Genomic DNA, 19,071 nt, shown 5'->3' with positions numbered 1-19,071 from the left:
TCAGGATAATGTGGATTTAATACAAGCAATTAATTCGATATGCCGCGCAGTCTATGTCAATCAAATTAAAATGAAAAACAATTCATTTATCTATAATCAAACTGTAAAATAGGTAAATAAATTAAAATAATCCAAATTAATGCGTCTGACATTAAGACAACTACAGATTTTTCTGGCCGTCGCACATAGCGGCAGCACGTCTGCCGCGGCTGACAGCGTTAACCTGTCGCAGTCAGCCACCAGCGCTGCTTTAAATGAATTGGAACATGGGCTGGAAAGCAGTCTGTTTGACCGGGTCGGCAAGCGCCTGCAGCTGAATGACAATGGCCGTTTGTTGTTACCGCAAGCCAGCCAGCTGCTCGATGCTGCACATGTCATCGAGCAGCAATTCAGTCCCGGCTTTGCCAGCTCGGGAGCCGGTTTGCGCATAGGAGCAAGTACAACCATTGGCATTTATTTGTTGCCGGCCATTCTCGCTAAAACCAATCCGCATTCCCGAACCTATCCCAATGTGACGATCGCCAATACCGCCGACATTGCACAAGCTGTCGCCAATTTTGAATTGGACCTGGGTTTGATTGAGGGCCCCTGCCATCAGGAAGAGCTTCATGTAGAGCGCTGGATCAGCGACGAACTCATCATCGTCTGCTCACCGCAACATCCCATCCTCAGCGGACAATCTGGAGAAAAAACCTCTCTCAAAATTTTACGTAATGCGCGGTGGCTATTAAGGGAACCCGGTTCAGGGACGCGCGAAACGGTGGAGCAAGCCTTGCTGCCGCATCTGCATCATCTGAACTGCATAGGCGAATTTGGCAATTCAGAGGCAATCAAATATGCCGCGGCTGAAGGGCTGGGGCTTGCCTGCTTATCGCGCCGCGTGGTTGCGGACCTGCTGAGCATGCGCAAGCTGGTCGAAGTCAACACGACACTGCCCAAGCTGGAAAGAAATTTTTACCTGATTCACCATAAACATAAAATGCTATCTGCACGCTTACTCGGTTTTTTAGACTTATGTCGTGGCATATCAGTACCAGGCAAAACCATCAGTAAAAATAAAGCGCAGTAAAAAACATCTAACGAGCATCACATAATGACGATACAAATCAACACAGAAATTAAAGCTTATATTGATCCGCTGACAGCCAATGAATATGAGGCGCTGGAGCGCAGTATCTTGCGCGAGGGTTGTCGCGATGCCCTGATTTTATGGGGCGATACGCTGATCGACGGACACAATCGCTATGCGATTTGCCAGCAGCATGGCTTGCCTTTTAAGACGATACAAAACACGACAATCGACAGCATGGAAGACGTGATTCTCTGGCTGATCGATAACCATATCGGGCGTCGGAGTGTGACGGATTTTCAGCGTGGCATGCTGGCATTGCGCAAAAAAGAAATCGTCGCCGCACGCAGCAAACCTGCCGCTGAAGATGCGATACCGGCATCTGGCGAAACACCGGAGCCCAAAGCAAAAAACACCCGCGAGGATATTGCCAAAGCGGCCGGCATCAGCAGCAATGCCGTCACACAAATAGAGAAGATACAGAAAGCAGCAAGCCCGGAATTAGTCAATGCGGTCAGAGCCGGCACCATCTCTATCAGTGCGGCGGCGGCAATTGCTTCGCTGCCAGAGGAACAACAAGCCAGTGCTGTTGCCGGCGGCCGCAAAGAATTGCAACAAGCCGCCAAACTGGTGCGCGAGATGAAGGCTGCCACCAGACCGGCAAAGGCGGGCAAGAGCGATGCGGTCGCGCAAGACGATGTCCCGGTCAAAACAGTTGGCGCTGCAAACAGCACTGAAATCAACTCAACAGAAGTCGCACTCTTGCATAAAAAAATAGCGGAACTGAGCGCCGAAAATCTGCTGCTTAAAGCACGGATTACCGAGCTTACTACCGCTTTAAGCGCTGCTCAGCCAATCAATGTCTGATTTTAAAATGACTCAATAAACCGATAAATCGACGCAATTGCGAGGAAATTTCACGAATACAGAGATAGATGAGAATATTTCTTAATCGATCTGCCAGTGAATTTCGCCTGATTTTTTTGCAGCTTTAAAGAGACTTAGCTCACAACGACCCGGATAAGTCTTTTACAATAGCTGTTATCTCTTAAGCCGTTTAACGCATCACGTTGCAATCTTACTCATCATTACCTATGCAAAACAGCCTGACGCACAAGCCCGTCGAAATAAAAATTTCTACCGTTGTAGCCGTTGCGATTATTTTGCATGCAGCGCCAATCGCCACCCTGGAAGCCGCTTTAAAAAAAATGACGGCAGGTACGCCCGATTTCTTTGATGATGAATTTGCAGTGATTGACGTTGAAAATATCGCTTCCGAAAAGCTTGACTGGCCTGCGCTGATCAGTTTGTTTAAATCGTTTGGACTCAATCCTGTGGCAGTACGCAATGCCCAGGAAGAAGATTACAGCACGATCCGCAGCCACGGCCTGAGTATCGATATCGTCAGTAAACCGCGCCAGGAATTCACCAGCGCAACGCCGGCGACACCGGTTGCCGCAGTCGAAGTGGTGACAGAAAAACCTGTGCCAGCACCCCAGCCACAGATTATCCATAGCAACACACCTGCGATGGTGATCGATACGCCGGTGCGCGCCGGGCAGCGGATTTATGCACGTGGCGCCGACCTGATCATCACGGCATCGGTGAATAATGGCGCAGAAGTCATTGCCGACGGCAGCATCCATATCTACGCACCGTTGCGCGGCCGTGCGCTGGCAGGCGCAACCGGCAATACCGACGCGCGTATTTTTGCGCTGTCAATGGAGGCCGAACTGGTCTCGATCGCTGGTATCTATCGTACTTTTGATGATGGCTTTCCGGCGTTGCTGCCGAATCATCCGGTACAAATCAAATTGATCGGCGACCGTATTGAAGTATCATCCGTAAAATCCGTCGGTTAATTATTTGGCATTAGCTCATCACCGTTTTAAGTATATTGATCGTTAGAAAAATTAAAGGAGCTTTTTGTGGCAAGAATCATCGTTGTGACATCCGGTAAGGGCGGCGTAGGAAAAACTACTTCCAGTGCCAGCTTTGCGTCAGGTCTGGCTATGCGGGGACATAAGACCGCCGTACTCGATTTCGACGTAGGTCTGCGCAATCTGGATTTGATTATGGGTTGCGAACGCCGTGTCGTCTACGATTTGGTCAATGTCATCAGCGGCGAAGCAAGCCTGAATCAGGCGCTGATCAAGGACAAGCATTGCGACAATCTGTTTATCTTGCCTGCCTCGCAAACCCGCGACAAAGATGCGCTGACGGAAGAGGGCGTTGAGCGGGTTTTGAACGATCTCGCCAAAATGGATTTCGAGTACATCATCTGCGACTCCCCTGCCGGAATTGAACGCGGCGCTGTGATGGCCCTGACGTTTGCCGATGAAGCCATCGTCGTCACGAATCCTGAAGTCTCTTCGGTACGCGATTCCGATCGCATCCTGGGCATCATCCAGGCCAAGTCCAAGCGTGCACAACAAGGCGGCGAGCCGGTCAAGGAACACCTGCTGATCACGCGCTATTCACCTAAGCGCGTTGAAGCCGGCGAAATGCTGTCCTATACCGACGTCCAGGAAATCTTGCGCATCCCCCTGATCGGCGTGATCCCCGAATCGGAAGCGGTGCTGCATGCATCCAATCAGGGCAATCCGGCGATCCACATGAAAGGCAGTGACGTATCGGATGCATATGAAGATGTGATCTCGCGTTTTCTCGGTCAAGAAGTGCCCCTGCGTTTTATCAATTATGAAAAACCAGGTTTGCTGCAACGGATTTTTGGAGGTAAGTAATATGGCCTTGCTATCTTTTTTATTCAATAACAAACCCAAGAGCGCCAATACCGCCAAAGAACGCCTGCAAATCATCATCGCACGCGAACGCACCAACCGCGAAGGCTATGATTTTCTGCCTGCCTTGCGGGAAGAGCTGATCGCCGTGATTTCTAAATACACGAAAGTCAATGCCGACGATATCAAGGTCTCGCTGGATCGTCAGGGCAACCTGGAAGTGCTCGATGTGAACGTCGTCCTGCCTGAGGTTGAGTTACGCAGTTAATCTCGCTGGTACCGGGGTGGCACCAGCCTTTGTGGCCACCTGATCTGCTTATGTAAAATTGAATCCGCACTGTTTTTTAACAAAAAATCACGGGCGGCGATACGCAGTCATTTTGCTCAAGCGCACTGAAAAATCACCGCCGACCAAGACAGCCGCATCAAAGTCAATCATTCCACCGGGGAAATGTTACGTTATTTTTTGTGCCAAAATGGCATCAAACTGAGGGGAATGCCTATTTTTTTTGCTCATTCTCCCCAGCTTGCCTAAAATCATTCTTGTGTTAGGTACAATGCTGTATCTTTACTACTCTACGATTGTTCAACCCCAATCTGTGTGCACTTATGAGAATTGCTGTACTGGACGACGACAATAATCTGCTTGAGCTGGTATGCACCATCTTGACTGCGGCCGGCCATACTTGCCACCCTTTCCTCAGTGGTAAGGAAATGCTGCATAATTTGCGCCGCGACAGTTACGATATGTTGATCCTGGATTGGCAAGTACCGGATTTGAGCGGCACCGAAATCCTGCATTGGGTCAGAGAAAAACTGAGCCCTAACCTCCCTGTTTTATTCATGACCAGCCGCTCTGGCGAAGACGATATTGTCGCCGGTCTGGCCGCCGGTGCCGATGATTACATGATCAAACCGGTGCGCCGCAGCGAACTGGTGGCGCGCGTGCAGGCTTTGTTGCGTCGCGCTTACCCCTCACAAACCGTGTCCGAACATCTGCAGTTTGGCATCTACAAGTTTGAGACGCGTGCAGGGCGCGTCAGCATCAACGATGTGCCAGTCGAGATGACGCAAAAAGAATTCGATCTCGCCCTGCTGCTGTTCCGCAATCTGGGACGTCCTCTGTCGCGTGCCTACATTCTTGAAGCGGTCTGGTCACGCGATATCGATATCCCGTCCCGCACTATGGATACGCATATTTCACGGGTCCGCAGCAAGCTCGAATTGCGGCCTGAAAATGGCTACCGGCTAGCGCCCGTATATAGTTATGGCTACCGCCTGGAACAGGTAACCGCCGAGTAATATTCCGGCGAATTTGCCGTCGATGCGCGAGCCCGGCAGCAGGCTCTTCCGGAGTTTTTTCATGCTGAAGCTGTCACTCCTGTCGCTTAGGCAAATCGTGCTCGGCCAAAACAATATCGAGGAAGTTCCATCCAAGCCAGACAAGCTCCCCAAGGGCGCGTCAACGCGCCGAACGCAGGTGCATTTTCATAGCAAATTGCCAGCATTTAGCGTTTGATCTTGCCCAATGCAGCCATCGGCAGCAGAAAATCTTCGCGCTGACGCGCTATAATGCAGGCTTACACCCAGACATCACGCCATGCAACTCTTAGCCGTCGGCCTCAACCATACGACTGCGCCGCTTTCACTACGTGAAAAAGTCGCGTTCTCTCCTGACCAGATCGGCCAGGCGGTGGTCGCTGCGCGCTCCTGGTTCGGTCGTGAAGCCAGCCAGCATGCCGCCGCGGGCTTCAACACCGATGTCGAGGCGGCGATTCTATCGACCTGCAACCGCACCGAAATGTATGCGGCCAGCCATGTGGCTAATCCTATCGATGCGACCGCGCATTTTCTAGCGGACTTCCACAAGCTGCCGTATTCCGAGTTACGCCATCATCTGTACACCCTGCCGCAGGACAATGCGGTACGTCATGCATTTCGCGTAGCTTCCGGGCTGGATTCGATGGTCTTGGGCGAGCCGCAGATTTTAGGCCAGATGAAAGATGCCGTACGGCAGGCCGATGCGGCGGGCGGACTCGGCACCTATTTGCATCAATTATTTCAGCGTACCTTTGCAGTCGCCAAAGAAGTCCGCAGCACCACCGAGATCGGTGCGCACAGCGTGTCGATGGCGGCCGCCGCGGTACGTTTATCGCAACGCATCTTCGATAAAATTTCTGAACAACACGTGCTGTTTATCGGCGCCGGCGAGATGATCGAATTGTGCGCGACCCACTTCGCTGCGCAAAATCCGAAAAGCATCACGATTGCGAATCGCACGCTGGAACGCGGCGAAGCTCTGGCCCACCGCTTCAACGGCAAAGCGATTCGTCTGGCGGAATTGCCGCATTGCTTAGCGCAATTTGACATCATCATTTCCTGCACCGCGTCGTCCTTGCCTATTATCGGCCTGGGCATGGTAGAACGCGCCGTCAAGGCGCGCCGCCACCGTCCTATCTTCATGGTCGATCTGGCCGTGCCGCGCGATATCGAAACGGAAGTCAGTGCGCTCGACGACGTGTTCCTTTATACGGTCGACGATCTCGGCAATGTGGTCCAGACCGGCATGGAAAATCGACAGGCCGCAGTGGCCCAGGCAGAAGCGATTATCGAAACCCGCGTGCAGTCATTCATGCATTGGGTCGATGGTCGTATCGTGGTACCGGTGATCCAGGATTTGCATGAGAACAGCGAAGCCATGCGTCTGCTGGAACTCGAACGTGCCCGCAAAATGCTGGCGCGCGGCGACGATGTGGAAGCCGTTCTCGAAGCGCTTTCCAAAGGACTCACGGCCAAATTCCTGCACGGCCCGCAACAGGCGTTGCATCAGGCCAGCGGCGACGAACGCGCACGTCTGGCGGCCCTGTTGCCGCAATTATTCCGCACCAAGCGTTAGCGACGCCTGACGCCCGCCCCGGCCGTCGCGCCAGGCATTCCATCCCGCTGTGAGGCCCCGGCCGCGCATTACTCCAGTATGTCCCGTATTGCTCAACATAGGTAAGACAATGAAACCATCGATGCTTTCAAAACTCGATCAATTGGCAGAACGCCTGGTCGAAGTCGGCCAACTCCTGAACCAGGAAGGCGTCACCAATGACATGGATAATTATCGCAAGTTGACGCGCGAACATGCCGAATTAGAGCCGCTGGTCGAGCTGTATCAAAACTATCAGCAGGCGCAAGCCGACATCGACTCGGCCCAGGAGATGATGGCCGATCCGGAGATGAAAGATTTCGCGCAAGAAGAAATCAATGCCGCCAGACAGCGCATGGAAGCCTTGCAAGTCGATCTGCAAAAAATGCTGTTGCCGAAAGACCCGAACGACGAACGCAATATCTTGCTCGAAGTCCGCGCCGGTACCGGTGGCGACGAGGCGGCGCTGTTCGCCGGCGACTTGCTGCGCATGTACACCCGCTTCGCTGAACGCAATCGCTGGCAAATCGAAATGATGTCCGAATCGCAGTCCGAACTGGGCGGCTACAAAGAGGTAATCGTGCGGATCGCCGGTTTTGGTGCGTATTCGAAATTGAAATTCGAATCCGGCGGTCATCGCGTGCAACGCGTACCCGCGACGGAAACCCAGGGTCGCATCCACACTTCGGCCTGCACGGTGGCGGTAATGCCGGAGGCCGATGAACTGGCCGACGTCATCATCAACAACGCCGATCTGCGCATCGACACTTTCCGCGCATCGGGTGCCGGTGGCCAGCATATTAATAAAACCGATTCGGCGGTACGCCTGACGCATTTACCGACCGGTATCGTGGTCGAATGCCAGGACGGTCGCAGTCAGCATCAGAACAAGGCACAGGCAATGCGCGTGTTGGCGACCCGCATCATGGACGGCCAGATGCGCGAGAAACAGGCGAAAGAAGCGGCGACCCGCAAGAGTCTGATCGGCTCCGGCGACCGCAGCGAACGTATCCGCACCTACAATTACCCGCAAGGTCGCATGACCGATCACCGCATCAACCTGACCTTGTACAAGCTCGATTTCATCATGGATGGCGATTTGACCGAATTAACGAATGCGCTGGTGGCCGAGCATCAGGCCGAGTTGCTGGCAGCCTTAGGCGACGATTAAAAAATAAAAATAGGGGGAGTATATGAATAACAATCCCAATTCCGCAGAGACAATAAGCGGACTGAAGGATAGAAATCACATACACCATCCAGTATATAGTGACAAGAAAAAACCGCACTCCGCCTTCGCCAGCGCTCGCTTCCGCTCTGCCGGCACGCTGATCCTGGGCTATCTGCTGGCCGATAAATGGCGCTTTTTTGATATTCGCCAACAAATACCTCGTTTAGTCATAGAACCAATTGCCGCTTAGGGTATCCTACGGCAAGTTTAATTATTTCATCCGTTCGCCATGACCCGCACAAAAATCATTCTGATCACCGTCGCCACGCTTTGCAGCGCTTTGCTCGGCTTCGCGCTGTATCTGCAACTCGTAGAAAAAATGCTGCCCTGCCCGCTGTGCGTGATGCAGCGCTATGCGTTTGCCCTCACCGCCATCGTCTGCCTGATTGCGCTGGCCTTGCCAGGCCAGGCGCGCCGCATCGCCGGCGGACTGGCGCTGCTCTCCTCGCTCACTGGCCTGGCGGTCGCCGGCAAGCATTTGTGGGTACTGGCAAACCCGGAACTGACTTGCGGCATCGATCCTTATGAAACCGTATTAAACAAAATCTTCACGGCGCGCCTGCTGCCGACTTTGTTTAAAGCCGATGGTCTGTGCGAGACGCCTTATCCGCCGATTCTCGGTCTGTCGATACCTGCCTGGGCGGCAGTCTGGTTTGGCGTGTGCATCGTGGCGCTGCTGTTCGCCCTGCTGCAAAAAGAACCTGCGCAGCGCGGTTTATTTGGTCGTCACCGCTAATGGCGCACTGGATCCATGCAGGCATCACCATCGGCGCCTGCCAGACAGCCAGCCCGCTCGATGTGATCGATACGCGCATCCTGATGATGCATGCGCTGGGCTTGACCCGCATTCAACTGATTACACAATCGGAAACATCTCTCGATGCCGCACAGGCGAGCAGGCTCGATCAACTCTTGGCGCGCCGTTACGACGGCGAACCCATCGCCTACCTGATTGGCGAACGTGAATTTTTCGGTCTACCGTTTTATGTCACCAGCGACGTCCTGATCCCGCGTCATGAGACCGAATTATTAGTCGAATTGGCTGCCGAACGCGCCCCTCGGCATGGTCGTCTGCTCGATATGGGTACGGGTTCCGGTGCGATTGCGATTGCGATTGCGCATCAACGTCCCGACCTGACGGTGACTGCGACCGACATCAGCGCCGCAGCGGTCGCCGTGGCGCAGCAGAATGCCGACCGGAATGTCGCTGCCAGCAAAATGCGCCTGCTGCAAAGCGACTGGTTCTCGGCATTGGGCGATGAGCAATTCGATACCATCGTCAGCAATCCGCCGTATATCGTCAAAGATGATCGTCATCTGCAACAAGGCGATTTACGTTTTGAACCCATCATCGCTCTGACCGATCAGGCGGATGGCTTAACCGGCTATCGCATCATCATCAAGGGCGCAGTGCAACGCCTGAGCGCGTCAGGCTGGCTGCTGATGGAACATGGTTTCGACCAGGCGGCGGCAGTGCGCGAGCTGCTGACGCGGCATGGCTTTGTTGAGGTGCAAAGCTGGATCGACCTGGCGGGGATTGAGCGCGTGACCGGCGGCCGGGTGAATAATTAAGACACAATTAAGGCACAATTCAGCACGGATCGCTTTCGCTATCATCATCGTATGCATATCTCCACCGACCAATCCCGCTTAAACATCCCTTTGATCCACGATTTTTTGTCGCAGCATACGGCATGGGCAAAGGATATTCCGCTGGCGACGGTAGAGCGCTCCATCGCCCACTCGCTATGTTTCGGCGGTTATCTCGGCGACCAGCAAATCGCCTTCGCCCGCGTGGTCAGCGACTATGCAACTTATGCCTATCTGATGGATGTATTCGTACTGCCGGAGCAGCGCGGTCAGGGTTTCAGCAAACAACTCGTGAGCGCCGTCGTGGCGCACCCGGAGCTACAAGGCCTGCGTCGCTTCATGCTCGCCAGCAGCGATGCCCGCGGCCTGTATGAAAAATTCGGATTCAAAGCGCCGGCCAAACCGCAGACGCTGATGGAAATTAACCGGCCAGGGATTTACCAAAAAACCGGTTAATGTCATTTGATACTGCTGCTGGCTGCCTCGGCATGCAGCACCACCGGCATATACGCAGCGCAAAATTCGGTCGGCATACGCCGCGCCTTACCGCTGCTGACTTCGATACACACCAAGTCCCAGCGACCGCGCAAGATCACCGCCTGATCACGATCCCGCACCAGTTGAAACCGCCGCTCCATCGTCAGCTTGCCGTCGGTCGCCACCAGCCAGGTCGCCAGCGTTAATTCTTCGTCCAGCAACGTCGGCAAAATATAGTCATACTCCGCCCGCCGTATCGCCATCGCCCGATTCAGCCGCTGATAGTCCGCCAGGCTCAGGCCGAGCTGCTCAGAATGCGCCCAGCCGATCGCCTCGCACCACTGCACATATACCGCGTTATTCGTATGATTGAGACCGTCGATGTCGTTGACGGTCGGTATGCGCTTCAGCGTGAATGCTTGCGGATAATCCCACGGCATGTTGATGTTTTCCGGTTGAAATGGAGAAATGCGCAGTGTATCTCAGATTGTTTTTGGCAGGCGAATTGGGGATGGCTTTGCTCAATTCCGGTTCTGCGATTGGACAAAACAAAGCCAGTGCAAGCACTGGCTTTGTTTTACCCGACACCAGGCAAATTTATTTATACACGGTGACTGGTTCAGGTGCTTGCACCGGCACCGCCGGTTGTCCCATCGCATTGCTGTTCATGGGACGGTTGGCGCCGCGTGGCATGCCGAATTGCACCATCAGTTCGCCGTAGGCTGCATCGGCCAGGCTGCGCGAAGTCTCTTGCATGACTTTGCCGCGATTGAAGGCGACGCGGTCACCCGCGCGGCTCAGGATCTTGGTATCGACACCGGAACCGCTGGCACTGAAAGCGGCTTTGACTTCGTAGGTTTTGGTATTGATCAGGCTGAAGTCGGCGACCAGGTCGAGCGACAGACTGGCCGTAATCGAGTTGCCGTACTGGAGCTGATTGCTCTCCTGACGGAACTGGATATTGCTGACGGTGCCGAACAGGACGTAGTCAGCGCCCGGATACATGCCTTGTTTAATCCGGCCGATGATGTCGAAGATCTTTTCCATCGGCTTGCCGACATACGGACGCGCCTGGATCAGATGGACTGCGCCGCCTTTGATCAGTGCGCCTTTGAGGTCGGCGGTGTAGGTCTTCAGTTCGCCACGGTCGATGTAGGTGTAGAAGCCTTCTGCTTCGTAGTAATTGCTTTCGCTCTTGGCTTTGTAACTATCGCGTGCTGAATAACTGTGGTCGGTTTCGCGCTCGCTGGAGCGGGCGTTGACGCTGCTCTTGCTGCTGGCCGAGACCACGCGGAAATATTCGCTGACTTTTTCTTCATAGGTCAGGTCGGTGACTGCGATTTTTGGCATGTCGGCGGCGTAGGCTGACAGGCCGGAGGCAGCACAGAACAAGGCCGCCAGGATTTTTTTTGCATTCAACATGGAATTCCTTTTTCAACGTAGCTACATCGCAATGTGACTACATAGCGATGTTTGAGAATACGCTTGAGATTATTGACGTTTGGAGGTTTTACGAATTTCTTTTTCGTCTTGCCATTCGATCGAACCATCTTCGATGTCGTACAGTTTCAAGGTCATTTTGTAGAACACGTCTTTGGTATTGGCGTTCTGTTTGACGATGGAAACGATCTCGCCTTCGAGTGAATATTTGGCCGCTTGCATATTGCCGACTTTGGCTTTGCCCTGGGCTTTATAGAGGCCGCTCTGGTTCTGGCGTTGCAGTTCATCGACGCCTTGTTGCATCTCATCGGCGCTGCGGGTGAATTTCACTTTTTTACTTTTGACCAGGGCGGTCTGGATCGTGTTCATGATCGATTTGGTGTCGATGTATTCGCTGGTCTTGTTGCGCACACCGGCGAGTGTCATGGTCGGACGATTCGCCAATGCCGGATCTTCGAGCAGGGAGCCGACCATTTTTTCTGCGATCATTTGCAGGTCAGTCGAGCCGAATTCATTGGTGACGGTTTCAACCGCTTTGTTGTCACCGTAGCTGACTTGACGGGCGAAGCTGACCGTTGGCTGCGAGAGTTTGGTTTGGCATGCGGTCATTGGCAATACAACGATCGCCATGGCGCAGCAGACGCGTGCTAGAGAGGACATGGATGTCATGATAATTCCTGAAAAATAAAACGATTACGATATAAATGAATGCGATGAATTTAAAAAATCGAACGCCAATTAACGCGGCTCGGAACTCATTTCAATTTTGAAATCGGTCGCTTGCGGACCGTAGGCAGTACCTTTAATGAATTGCGATTGCTTGCCCAGGAAGGTCAGTGGTTTCCAGACTTCGCCATCGCCCACTTGCATGCCCGCCGCGTCGGTCCAGCGGAAACGGTAATACAGACGCAGATCCTTGACATCGGTATTGGTGACTTCCGCCTGCACCACCATCACGTCGTTCTTGCGCTGCGAACGCAGGTCAACGACTTGCAAGCCTTGCAGTTCGCCACGCACCATCAGTTTGGCAGCGATACCGGCCGAAATCGCTGGGGGTACCGGGTCGCCTGCAAAGGCGCTCTGCACTGCCAGGGTCAGGCCGGCAAGGATAAAGATTTTTTTGATTGAGGATGTCATCTGCATGTCCTAGGTAATTTACTGCTCAAGTTTCTCGTGAATGTTTTACGTACTGTCGTGCCAAATATCGTACTGAATAGCGGCGAATGGCGATGAATTACTGTTTTGCCGGAGCAGCCGTGGTGGCGCTGGTGGTCGCTGCGGCATCTGCTTTTTTCTTCGCTGCTGCTTTTTTGACTACGGGCTTGGAAGCTGGCGTTGCCGCCGGTGCTGGCTCTGCCTGGGCCAGCGCGACGGTACCGAATTTTGCTGCGCTGCCCAGATAGGTTTTATTCGAATACATGCGCACCGGAATCACCATATAGCGGCCATCGACGCTGATGCGCTTGATTTCGCTCGAGTAGTTACCGAAGTTCACATCGTAATCACCGGGCGGGATAAATGCGCGGGCGACGAAAACGCGTTCCGGCAAGCTGCGCCACATGCGGTCATCGGCCGGACTCTCGGTTGCGGCAACAGCCAGGTTCGCTGCCAGTCCCGCCAGCGGACCGAGATTTTTATTTACCTGATCTTGTACCAGCGCTTTGGCAATTGCACGAGTTGCCGCGCGCAATTGGATGCCTGGCAATTCGTCTTTAAGCGCTTTACGGGCCATGACGTTGAAGTCGGTCACCAGCGCTGTTTGCAATACCTGATCGCCGACTTTAATCGTGTTGATGACGGGCGCATCTTTATCCGGATAAATCGCCGGGAAGGCAAATGACACTGTGACCAGGCCGCGCGTCGTCGGCACCGGGAATGCAATTTTTTGCGATAAACGGGCGGGGGAGTTACCCGCCTCAATCACGAACAGGACGTCAGTTACGCCTTTTTTACGGCGGTAACTGGTTCGCTGATCGAGTCCTTTTAAGCCATCTTCGAGTACCGGCAAATCTGGGCGCAGTTCATTCGCCTTGCGATACCCTGGTGCCGCCAGGCCTGGCTCGTTCAGCGCTTCATACACGAAGCCTGCGAGGTAGTGGCTCAGGGCGTTCTGGTAGCCGTTTTTGAGCTTTAACACTTCCGGGTCGTTCAGTGTTTCTACCGGATAGCCGTTGAGTTCTTTGCTGGTGCTGGTGACGCCTTTTTCTTTGGCTTCTTTTTCTGCATCGGCAGTTTCCTTGGCGCGGAACTCGGCGATCACCGCTTCGCGTTCATGGGTGCGTTTGATGTCGACCCGGGCAGTATCGAGATCGCCCAGATTCAGACGATTCATCGCCATGCGCGTGGTCAGCATGACCTTCTCATAATCCTGGCCTTCGTAATCGCGGCTGTTGTCGCCCATGATCAGGGCACCGACCTGGCCCATCAATTTAGCCGGATTGCTCTTGGCGGTTTCTTCCCATTCCTTGACCTTGATATCGGCCACGGCAAACGCGGCCAGACTGTCTTGGTAGCGATTGCCGACGCGCATCAATTCGCCTTTTTCCAGATTCAACAATAAATCATTCTTGTTGTTGCCAGTGGTCTGCGCTTCGACTTGCGCGATCGCGTCTTCGATACGGCCTTCTTTAGCGGTGGTTAACGAAGAAGCTACCTTACTGTCATGGGTTGGGGAAGTGACGCAGCCCGCCAGAACGAGGGCCGCAATGATAGGAGTCAATGCAGGAATAAATGCAGTGGATAGGCGCATAGTAATCAATCAGTAGTGCTGCCGCCGATGTTGAAAATCGCACCGGGAGTCGCAAGGTCATTATTGTTATCAGGAAGTAAAGCGACTGAGAGTATATAAAAATTTAAACAAATTTGCTTGTATTTTTTACTACTATTTTTACCGGTATTGCCAAACACTACTCAAAGTAGTAATTCGCAGCAATATATTGTGTAAATGCTACGTGTTTTACTTTAAAGCAGTATGGATATTGCCTTAAAACTTTTCCAGCCACAAATCAATTTGATGCAGGCAGTCCGGCAAGTGTTGTTGATTTGAACTACGCAACCCATGATCGGCAGCGGGATAGACGTGTAGTTGTAAATTGGTTTTTTTTGCCCGGGAGAATTCTCGCTCCAGCCAATAGACCGATTCCACTGGCAGCGCCTGATCGGCCTCGCCCATGCATATCAGGACCGGCTTGTTCCAACTGAAGAGATGTTCGCTGTGACGCAATTGATTCAGTTCCTGCCAATATTGACGGCTCCGTCCATTAACCAGTATCTGATTATCAGCGACCGAGGCACTTTCTGACGCGTTATCTAATGCCTCGTCTATGCGCTGCAACTCGATACGTAAACCGGCGTCATTACGCTTGTTTGCCAGCAAGCGAAACGCGTCGAGCGGTTGCATGCCGCCATTCGAGATCAGCGCCAGATGCGTGAAGACCGGCATCCTTGCTGCCAGCAAAGCCGCCAGTTCAGCGCCTTCGGAGATGCCCATGATCAGCACGCGTTTGGGGCGCTGGCCTTGACTCTGCAGCAAGCGTAGTTGCGACTCGATAAATTCGCCCTGATCCGCTTGCCAGCGACTCAGGTGATCGTCGCGGATAAAGGCGGCACTGCAAGGTATATCGTTTTGCTGGCTATGGCGTTTTTGCAAAATCATGATGCGCAGTGCGCCGGACTCCCCTTCCAGTCCGCGAAAGTAATCGGGTAAATATTTCCCCATGCTGATGCAGCCTGAGCCTGGCACGACAAAGACCAGCGTCTGCGGCAGCACCGATGTTGCAGCAGACGCCCCTGCCATCGTTAGCCCATCATTTGCCGACAAATTTTTATCAATACTGAAAAATATCGCCTGCCCGCCGTCGGCAAAGTCGAAGCGCTGAGATGTGATACCCGCAATACCAACAGAAGACGGCGGCGTGCTGCTGCAAGCGGCCAGCAAAGCCATGCTGACCAGCAGCGCCAGCAGCGCGATTAATCGCAGAAATCTGTTTTTTTTATCCATGTAGCAGCGTCAAATCATTAATTAAAGAACATCATTAAATTATATACTCTGGGTAAGTATCGTTATCAAAACTATTGATCGGCACTAAATCATTGCGGACTTTGAGCATAAAATTCGATACTCCCCCATTTCGAATATAAACGTCGTTAGCTACTGCGAGTCCTGCCGACTGTCAAGACTGGTGCAATCACGCAGAGCGCGTATCATCTGCGACTTGATTTTAATTATCCGAGTTTATTTCTCACACCATTATTTATGCTACCTTCGATCGAACAACGTCTCGCCCTGGAACTCGCCGCCAAACCGGCACAAGTCGCTGCCGCCATTACTTTACTCGATGAAGGTGCGACCGTCCCGTTTATCGCACGCTACCGTAAAGAGGCCACCGGCGGTCTGGACGACACCCAATTGCGTCTGCTGGAGGAGCGTCTGCGCTATCTGCGCGAACTCGAAGACCGCCGTGCCGCGATCATTTCCTCGATTGAAGAACAAGGCAAAATGACGCCGGCGCTGCTCGATGCAATCACCCATGCCGAAGACAAAACCCGCCTCGAAGATTTATACCTGCCGTATAAGCTCAAACGCCGCACCAAGGCGCAGATTGCGATTGAAGCCGGCTTGCAAGAGTTAGCCGATACCTTGCTGGCCGACCCTGCGAAAAATCCCGAAGACGAAGCCAATACTTATCTGAAGCCAGCCTTCAGCACCGGCAACGGCGACAATCCCGGCGTACCGGACACCAAAGCGGCACTCGATGGCGCCCGCCAGATTCTGATGGAACGTTTCGCCGAAGACGCCTCGCTGCTGCAGGCGATTCGCGAATACCTGCTCGATCACGGCATCGTCGAATCCAAAGTCGTTGCCGGCAAAGAAGAAGAGGGCGCCAAGTTTGCCGACTATTTTGATTATTCCGAAACCCTGGGTACGATTCCATCGCATCGCGCATTGGCCTTGTTCCGCGGACGGCGCGAAGAAATGCTGACGGTCGCTTTGCGTCTCGACAGCGAAGAAGAAAAACCGAAATGGGATGCGCCGCTGAATCCTTGCGAAAGCCGCATCGCCGCCAAATTCGGCGTCAGCAATATCGGCCGTCCTGCCGACAAATGGCTGGCCGACACGGTGCGCTGGAGCTGGCGCGTCAAAGTCTTCATGCATCTGGAAACCGAGTTGATGGGCAGCCTGCGCGAGAAGGCCGAAGTCGAAGCGATCAACGTGTTCGCCCGCAACCTGAAAGCCTTGTTGCTGGCCGCACCTGCCGGGCCGCGCGCCACCATGGGACTCGATCCCGGCCTGCGCACCGGCGTCAAAGTCGCGATCGTCGATGCCACCGGCAAGGTGATGGAGCACGCCACCATTTATCCGCATCAACCGCGCAATGACTGGGATGGTTCGCTGCATGTATTGGCGCAACTCGCCGCTAAGCATCATGTCTCGCTGATCTCGATTGGCAACGGCACCGCATCACGCGAAACCGATAAACTCGCACAGGATTTGATCAAGCTGAAGCCGGAACTCAAACTGACCAAGATCGTGGTGTCGGAAGCCGGCGCCTCGGTGTATTCCGCATCTGAATTCGCCTCCAAAGAATTGCCGGATCTGGACGTCTCGATCCGCGGCGCCGTCTCGATTGCACGCCGCCTGCAAGACCCGCTGGCAGAGCTGGTGAAGATCGATCCGAAGTCGATCGGCGTCGGCCAATACCAGCACGATGTCGGCCAATCGCAACTGGCGCGTTCGCTCGACGCGGTAGTCGAAGATTGCGTGAATGCCGTCGGGGTCGATGTGAATACCGCCTCTGCGCCATTGCTGGCGCGCGTCTCCGGTTTGTCGTCGTCAGTCGCACAAAGTATCGTGCATTATCGCGATGCCAAAGGCATGTTTACCTCGCGCGCCGAACTGCGCTCGGTGCCACGTCTGGGCGATAAGACATTTGAACAGGCGGCTGGATTCTTACGCATCATGGGCGGCAATAATCCACTCGATGCGTCGGCAGTCCATCCAGAATCGTATCCGCTGGTGGAAAAAATTCTGGCCGATCTCAAGCAGGATGTGGCGGGTGTGATCGGCGATGAACGCTTGTTGAAGTCACTGAGTCCGGCCAAATACGCGGATGACAAATTCGGCATCCCGACCATCACCGACATCCTGAAAGAACTGGAAAAACCAGGCCGCGATCCGCGCCCTGAATTCACTACGGCAACCTTCAAAGACGGCGTCGAAGAAATCCGCGACCTGCGACCCGACATGATACTGGAAGGCGTAGTCACCAACGTCGCCGCCTTCGGCGCCTTCGTCGATATCGGCGTACACCAGGATGGATTGGTGCACATCTCAGCGCTGTCAAACACCTTCGTCAAAGATCCGCACACGGTAGTCAAAGCCGGTCAGATCGTGAAAGTCAAAGTGCTGGAAGTCGATGAAAAGCGCAAACGCATCGCGCTGACCATGCGCCTGACGGATGCCGCGCCGCAACCCGGCAGCAGCCCGGAACAAAAAGCCGACCGCAATGACGCCAAGCGCCTGCAACAGCATCGCGGTCAGGCAGCGTCTGCGCCACCGGCGAATAATGCGATGGCGGCGGCTTTTGCTAAATTGCGGCCTTAGGAAAGTATAAGTAATCGCTGGCGCTTTTTTCTACCAGGTGAAAATGAGAGCGCTTGATAAATCACCATGATATTAATAGGACTTACGCAAAAACTAAGACCTCTCACCACCGAAACACAGAGAAAAGGCAAGAGGAACCGGCTCCATGGAATGTCTATATCAAAAACGAACTCACAAGCGGGATGCGCCAGTGAGCACGAAATGTTCCTGAAAGCCGCATCCAGCCTGCGGGTTCAATGTACATTGTTGCAAGCAGCTTGCCGTTTTGCGTAAGTCCCAATTCATTTGAAAATGCTCGGGATTCCGGTAAACGCTGGAACTACGACTCTTTGAAGCGCCCTCACCCTAACTCTCTCCCGCTGGCGGGGAGAGAGTTTTCCTGCATGTTTTTACCAAAGAAACGATCCCAGATAGCAGCACATCTTCGCGGGAGCGCCAAGGTCTGCGATCTTTATCCTCAGCTCAGAGAAACTCCACATACTCCACATACTCCCCATATAATTTTTAAAAATTAGCCGATTCCGCACATCTATATTGCGGTTTGAAAAAATACTGGATAGGGTATCCAATTCTTACGACAGAACCCGGATCGCATAAGTGTGCCAGCGCCACGCAGGAGCCACGTCGCAGCTTCCTTCGCAGTTTCCTTTATAATGACGCCATATTATTAACCAAGGAATAGCCATGAGCGACGTTCAAGCCTGGATCAAAGAGACCGTAACCCAAAACCCTGTCGTGCTGTTCATGAAAGGCACGGCGCAATTCCCGCAATGCGGCTTTTCCGGTCGTGCAATTCAATTGCTGAAAGCCTCAGGCGTAGAAAATCTGGTCACCATCAATGTGCTGGAAGACCCGGCGGTTCGCCAGGGCATCAAGGATTTTTCCAACTGGCCAACCGTGCCGCAGTTGTATATCAAAGGTGAATTCGTCGGCGGTTCGGACATCATGAATGAGATGTTTGAGAGCGGCGAACTGCAAGCCCTGATCAAAGCCTGAGCCAGATAT

Annotated in this window: 21 protein-coding genes; 15 read left to right on the top strand and 6 right to left on the bottom strand. The window is 53.5% G+C overall.

Annotated elements, in window-relative coordinates; all coding sequences use genetic code 11:
• The first annotated feature begins 139 nt into the window (after nucleotides 1–139).
• The 13 genes from LPB67_RS15345 (at nucleotide 140) to LPB67_RS15285 (ending at nucleotide 10,001) form a co-directional block, all read left to right on the top strand.
• Entirely contained in the window at nucleotides 140–1,069 is a 930-nt protein-coding gene (locus tag LPB67_RS15345; protein WP_262838150.1) for a LysR family transcriptional regulator, read from the top strand.
• A gap of 24 nt (nucleotides 1,070–1,093) precedes the next feature.
• On the top strand, nucleotides 1,094–1,936 hold the full coding sequence (locus LPB67_RS15340; RefSeq protein ID WP_262838149.1) for a hypothetical protein: 843 nt from the start codon (nucleotides 1,094–1,096) through the stop codon (nucleotides 1,934–1,936).
• A 227-nt stretch (nucleotides 1,937–2,163) separates the two neighbouring features.
• Complete coding sequence (gene minC, locus LPB67_RS15335; RefSeq protein WP_262838148.1) at nucleotides 2,164–2,931, top strand: septum site-determining protein MinC; 768 nt, start codon at nucleotides 2,164–2,166, stop codon at nucleotides 2,929–2,931.
• Between the two features lie 66 nt (nucleotides 2,932–2,997).
• A complete protein-coding gene (gene minD / locus LPB67_RS15330; RefSeq protein WP_262838147.1) occupies nucleotides 2,998–3,813 on the top strand; it encodes a septum site-determining protein MinD in 816 nt (271 codons plus the stop codon).
• Nucleotide 3,814: 1 nt separating this feature from the next.
• Nucleotides 3,815–4,078, top strand: a complete 264-nt coding sequence (gene minE / locus LPB67_RS15325) for a cell division topological specificity factor MinE (RefSeq protein WP_262838146.1) — start codon at nucleotides 3,815–3,817, stop codon at nucleotides 4,076–4,078.
• Nucleotides 4,079–4,419: 341 nt separating this feature from the next.
• Complete coding sequence (locus tag LPB67_RS15320) at nucleotides 4,420–5,112, top strand: response regulator transcription factor (protein ID WP_262838145.1); 693 nt, start codon at nucleotides 4,420–4,422, stop codon at nucleotides 5,110–5,112.
• A 61-nt stretch (nucleotides 5,113–5,173) separates the two neighbouring features.
• A complete protein-coding gene (locus LPB67_RS15315; RefSeq protein ID WP_262838144.1) occupies nucleotides 5,174–5,329 on the top strand; it encodes a hypothetical protein in 156 nt (51 codons plus the stop codon).
• 81 nt (nucleotides 5,330–5,410) lie between these two features.
• Nucleotides 5,411–6,706, top strand: coding sequence for a glutamyl-tRNA reductase (hemA, locus tag LPB67_RS15310; protein ID WP_262838143.1), 1,296 nt, complete (start codon nucleotides 5,411–5,413; stop codon nucleotides 6,704–6,706).
• A gap of 109 nt (nucleotides 6,707–6,815) precedes the next feature.
• The gene (prfA, locus tag LPB67_RS15305; RefSeq protein WP_262838142.1) at nucleotides 6,816–7,895 is read left to right on the top strand and encodes a peptide chain release factor 1; all 1,080 of its coding nucleotides are present in this window, start codon (nucleotides 6,816–6,818) and stop codon (nucleotides 7,893–7,895) included.
• 22 nt (nucleotides 7,896–7,917) lie between these two features.
• On the top strand, nucleotides 7,918–8,145 hold the full coding sequence (locus LPB67_RS15300) for a hypothetical protein (RefSeq protein WP_262838141.1): 228 nt from the start codon (nucleotides 7,918–7,920) through the stop codon (nucleotides 8,143–8,145).
• Between the two features lie 39 nt (nucleotides 8,146–8,184).
• Nucleotides 8,185–8,691 (top strand): disulfide bond formation protein B, encoded by a 507-nt coding sequence (locus tag LPB67_RS15295; protein WP_262838140.1) that lies wholly within the window; start codon nucleotides 8,185–8,187, stop codon nucleotides 8,689–8,691.
• Nucleotides 8,691–9,527 carry a peptide chain release factor N(5)-glutamine methyltransferase gene (gene prmC / locus LPB67_RS15290; RefSeq protein ID WP_262838139.1) on the top strand — a complete coding sequence of 279 codons (837 nt, stop codon included), beginning with the start codon at nucleotides 8,691–8,693 and terminating at the stop codon, nucleotides 9,525–9,527. Before LPB67_RS15295 ends, prmC begins: the two co-directional genes overlap by 1 nt.
• A gap of 51 nt (nucleotides 9,528–9,578) precedes the next feature.
• Nucleotides 9,579–10,001 (top strand): GNAT family N-acetyltransferase, encoded by a 423-nt coding sequence (locus LPB67_RS15285; protein ID WP_262838138.1) that lies wholly within the window; start codon nucleotides 9,579–9,581, stop codon nucleotides 9,999–10,001.
• Nucleotides 10,002–10,003: 2 nt separating this feature from the next.
• On the opposite strand, the gene LPB67_RS15280 is transcribed toward LPB67_RS15285, so the two are convergent.
• The 6 genes from LPB67_RS15280 to LPB67_RS15255 all read right to left on the bottom strand — a co-directional run bounded on the left by LPB67_RS15280 (nucleotide 10,004) and on the right by LPB67_RS15255 (nucleotide 15,462).
• Nucleotides 10,004–10,462 (bottom strand): acyl-CoA thioesterase, encoded by a 459-nt coding sequence (locus LPB67_RS15280; protein ID WP_262838137.1) that lies wholly within the window; start codon nucleotides 10,460–10,462, stop codon nucleotides 10,004–10,006.
• A gap of 157 nt (nucleotides 10,463–10,619) precedes the next feature.
• Nucleotides 10,620–11,444 (bottom strand): hypothetical protein, encoded by an 825-nt coding sequence (locus tag LPB67_RS15275; RefSeq protein ID WP_262838136.1) that lies wholly within the window; start codon nucleotides 11,442–11,444, stop codon nucleotides 10,620–10,622.
• A gap of 69 nt (nucleotides 11,445–11,513) precedes the next feature.
• Nucleotides 11,514–12,131 (bottom strand): penicillin-binding protein activator LpoB, encoded by a 618-nt coding sequence (gene lpoB, locus LPB67_RS15270; RefSeq protein ID WP_262838135.1) that lies wholly within the window; start codon nucleotides 12,129–12,131, stop codon nucleotides 11,514–11,516.
• Nucleotides 12,132–12,200: 69 nt separating this feature from the next.
• Nucleotides 12,201–12,599, bottom strand: a complete 399-nt coding sequence (locus tag LPB67_RS15265) for a YcfL family protein (RefSeq protein WP_262838134.1) — start codon at nucleotides 12,597–12,599, stop codon at nucleotides 12,201–12,203.
• Nucleotides 12,600–12,696: 97 nt separating this feature from the next.
• Nucleotides 12,697–14,211, bottom strand: a complete 1,515-nt coding sequence (locus tag LPB67_RS15260; protein WP_262838133.1) for a COG3014 family protein — start codon at nucleotides 14,209–14,211, stop codon at nucleotides 12,697–12,699.
• Between the two features lie 234 nt (nucleotides 14,212–14,445).
• Nucleotides 14,446–15,462 carry a prolyl oligopeptidase family serine peptidase gene (locus tag LPB67_RS15255; RefSeq protein WP_262838132.1) on the bottom strand — a complete coding sequence of 339 codons (1,017 nt, stop codon included), beginning with the start codon at nucleotides 15,460–15,462 and terminating at the stop codon, nucleotides 14,446–14,448.
• Between the two features lie 255 nt (nucleotides 15,463–15,717).
• On the opposite strand from LPB67_RS15255, the gene LPB67_RS15250 reads away from it, so the two are divergent.
• Nucleotides 15,718–18,066, top strand: coding sequence for a Tex family protein (locus LPB67_RS15250; protein WP_262838131.1), 2,349 nt, complete (start codon nucleotides 15,718–15,720; stop codon nucleotides 18,064–18,066).
• A gap of 684 nt (nucleotides 18,067–18,750) precedes the next feature.
• Nucleotides 18,751–19,062, top strand: a complete 312-nt coding sequence (gene grxD / locus LPB67_RS15245; protein ID WP_262838130.1) for a Grx4 family monothiol glutaredoxin — start codon at nucleotides 18,751–18,753, stop codon at nucleotides 19,060–19,062.
• Nucleotides 19,063–19,071 lie beyond the last annotated feature (9 nt).

The organism is Undibacterium sp. Jales W-56, from assembly GCF_025548535.1.
Taxonomy (GTDB): Bacteria; Pseudomonadota; Gammaproteobacteria; order Burkholderiales; family Burkholderiaceae_D; genus Undibacterium.
Note: the sequence above shows the minus strand (reverse complement) of the source record. Positions and strands in the feature narration are given on the sequence as shown.

Excerpts from the sequence above, each read along its gene's own strand:
- LPB67_RS15345 (WP_262838150.1), top strand. The coding sequence starts at position 140 with ATGCGTCTGACATTAAGACAACTACAGATTTTTCTGGCCGTCGCACAT.
- LPB67_RS15340 (WP_262838149.1), top strand. The coding sequence starts at position 1,094 with ATGACGATACAAATCAACACAGAAATTAAAGCTTATATTGATCCGCTG.
- minC (WP_262838148.1), top strand. The coding sequence starts at position 2,164 with ATGCAAAACAGCCTGACGCACAAGCCCGTCGAAATAAAAATTTCTACC.
- minE (WP_262838146.1), top strand. The coding sequence starts at position 3,815 with ATGGCCTTGCTATCTTTTTTATTCAATAACAAACCCAAGAGCGCCAAT.
- LPB67_RS15320 (WP_262838145.1), top strand. The coding sequence starts at position 4,420 with ATGAGAATTGCTGTACTGGACGACGACAATAATCTGCTTGAGCTGGTA.
- LPB67_RS15315 (WP_262838144.1), top strand. The coding sequence starts at position 5,174 with ATGCTGAAGCTGTCACTCCTGTCGCTTAGGCAAATCGTGCTCGGCCAA.
- hemA (WP_262838143.1), top strand. The coding sequence starts at position 5,411 with ATGCAACTCTTAGCCGTCGGCCTCAACCATACGACTGCGCCGCTTTCA.
- prfA (WP_262838142.1), top strand. The coding sequence starts at position 6,816 with ATGAAACCATCGATGCTTTCAAAACTCGATCAATTGGCAGAACGCCTG.
- LPB67_RS15300 (WP_262838141.1), top strand. The coding sequence starts at position 7,918 with ATGAATAACAATCCCAATTCCGCAGAGACAATAAGCGGACTGAAGGAT.
- LPB67_RS15295 (WP_262838140.1), top strand. The coding sequence starts at position 8,185 with ATGACCCGCACAAAAATCATTCTGATCACCGTCGCCACGCTTTGCAGC.
- prmC (WP_262838139.1), top strand. The coding sequence starts at position 8,691 with ATGGCGCACTGGATCCATGCAGGCATCACCATCGGCGCCTGCCAGACA.
- LPB67_RS15285 (WP_262838138.1), top strand. The coding sequence starts at position 9,579 with ATGCATATCTCCACCGACCAATCCCGCTTAAACATCCCTTTGATCCAC.
- LPB67_RS15280 (WP_262838137.1), bottom strand. The coding sequence starts at position 10,462 with ATGCCGTGGGATTATCCGCAAGCATTCACGCTGAAGCGCATACCGACC.
- LPB67_RS15275 (WP_262838136.1), bottom strand. The coding sequence starts at position 11,444 with ATGTTGAATGCAAAAAAAATCCTGGCGGCCTTGTTCTGTGCTGCCTCC.
- lpoB (WP_262838135.1), bottom strand. The coding sequence starts at position 12,131 with ATGACATCCATGTCCTCTCTAGCACGCGTCTGCTGCGCCATGGCGATC.
- LPB67_RS15265 (WP_262838134.1), bottom strand. The coding sequence starts at position 12,599 with ATGACATCCTCAATCAAAAAAATCTTTATCCTTGCCGGCCTGACCCTG.
- LPB67_RS15260 (WP_262838133.1), bottom strand. The coding sequence starts at position 14,211 with ATGCGCCTATCCACTGCATTTATTCCTGCATTGACTCCTATCATTGCG.
- LPB67_RS15255 (WP_262838132.1), bottom strand. The coding sequence starts at position 15,462 with ATGGATAAAAAAAACAGATTTCTGCGATTAATCGCGCTGCTGGCGCTG.
- LPB67_RS15250 (WP_262838131.1), top strand. The coding sequence starts at position 15,718 with ATGCTACCTTCGATCGAACAACGTCTCGCCCTGGAACTCGCCGCCAAA.
- grxD (WP_262838130.1), top strand. The coding sequence starts at position 18,751 with ATGAGCGACGTTCAAGCCTGGATCAAAGAGACCGTAACCCAAAACCCT.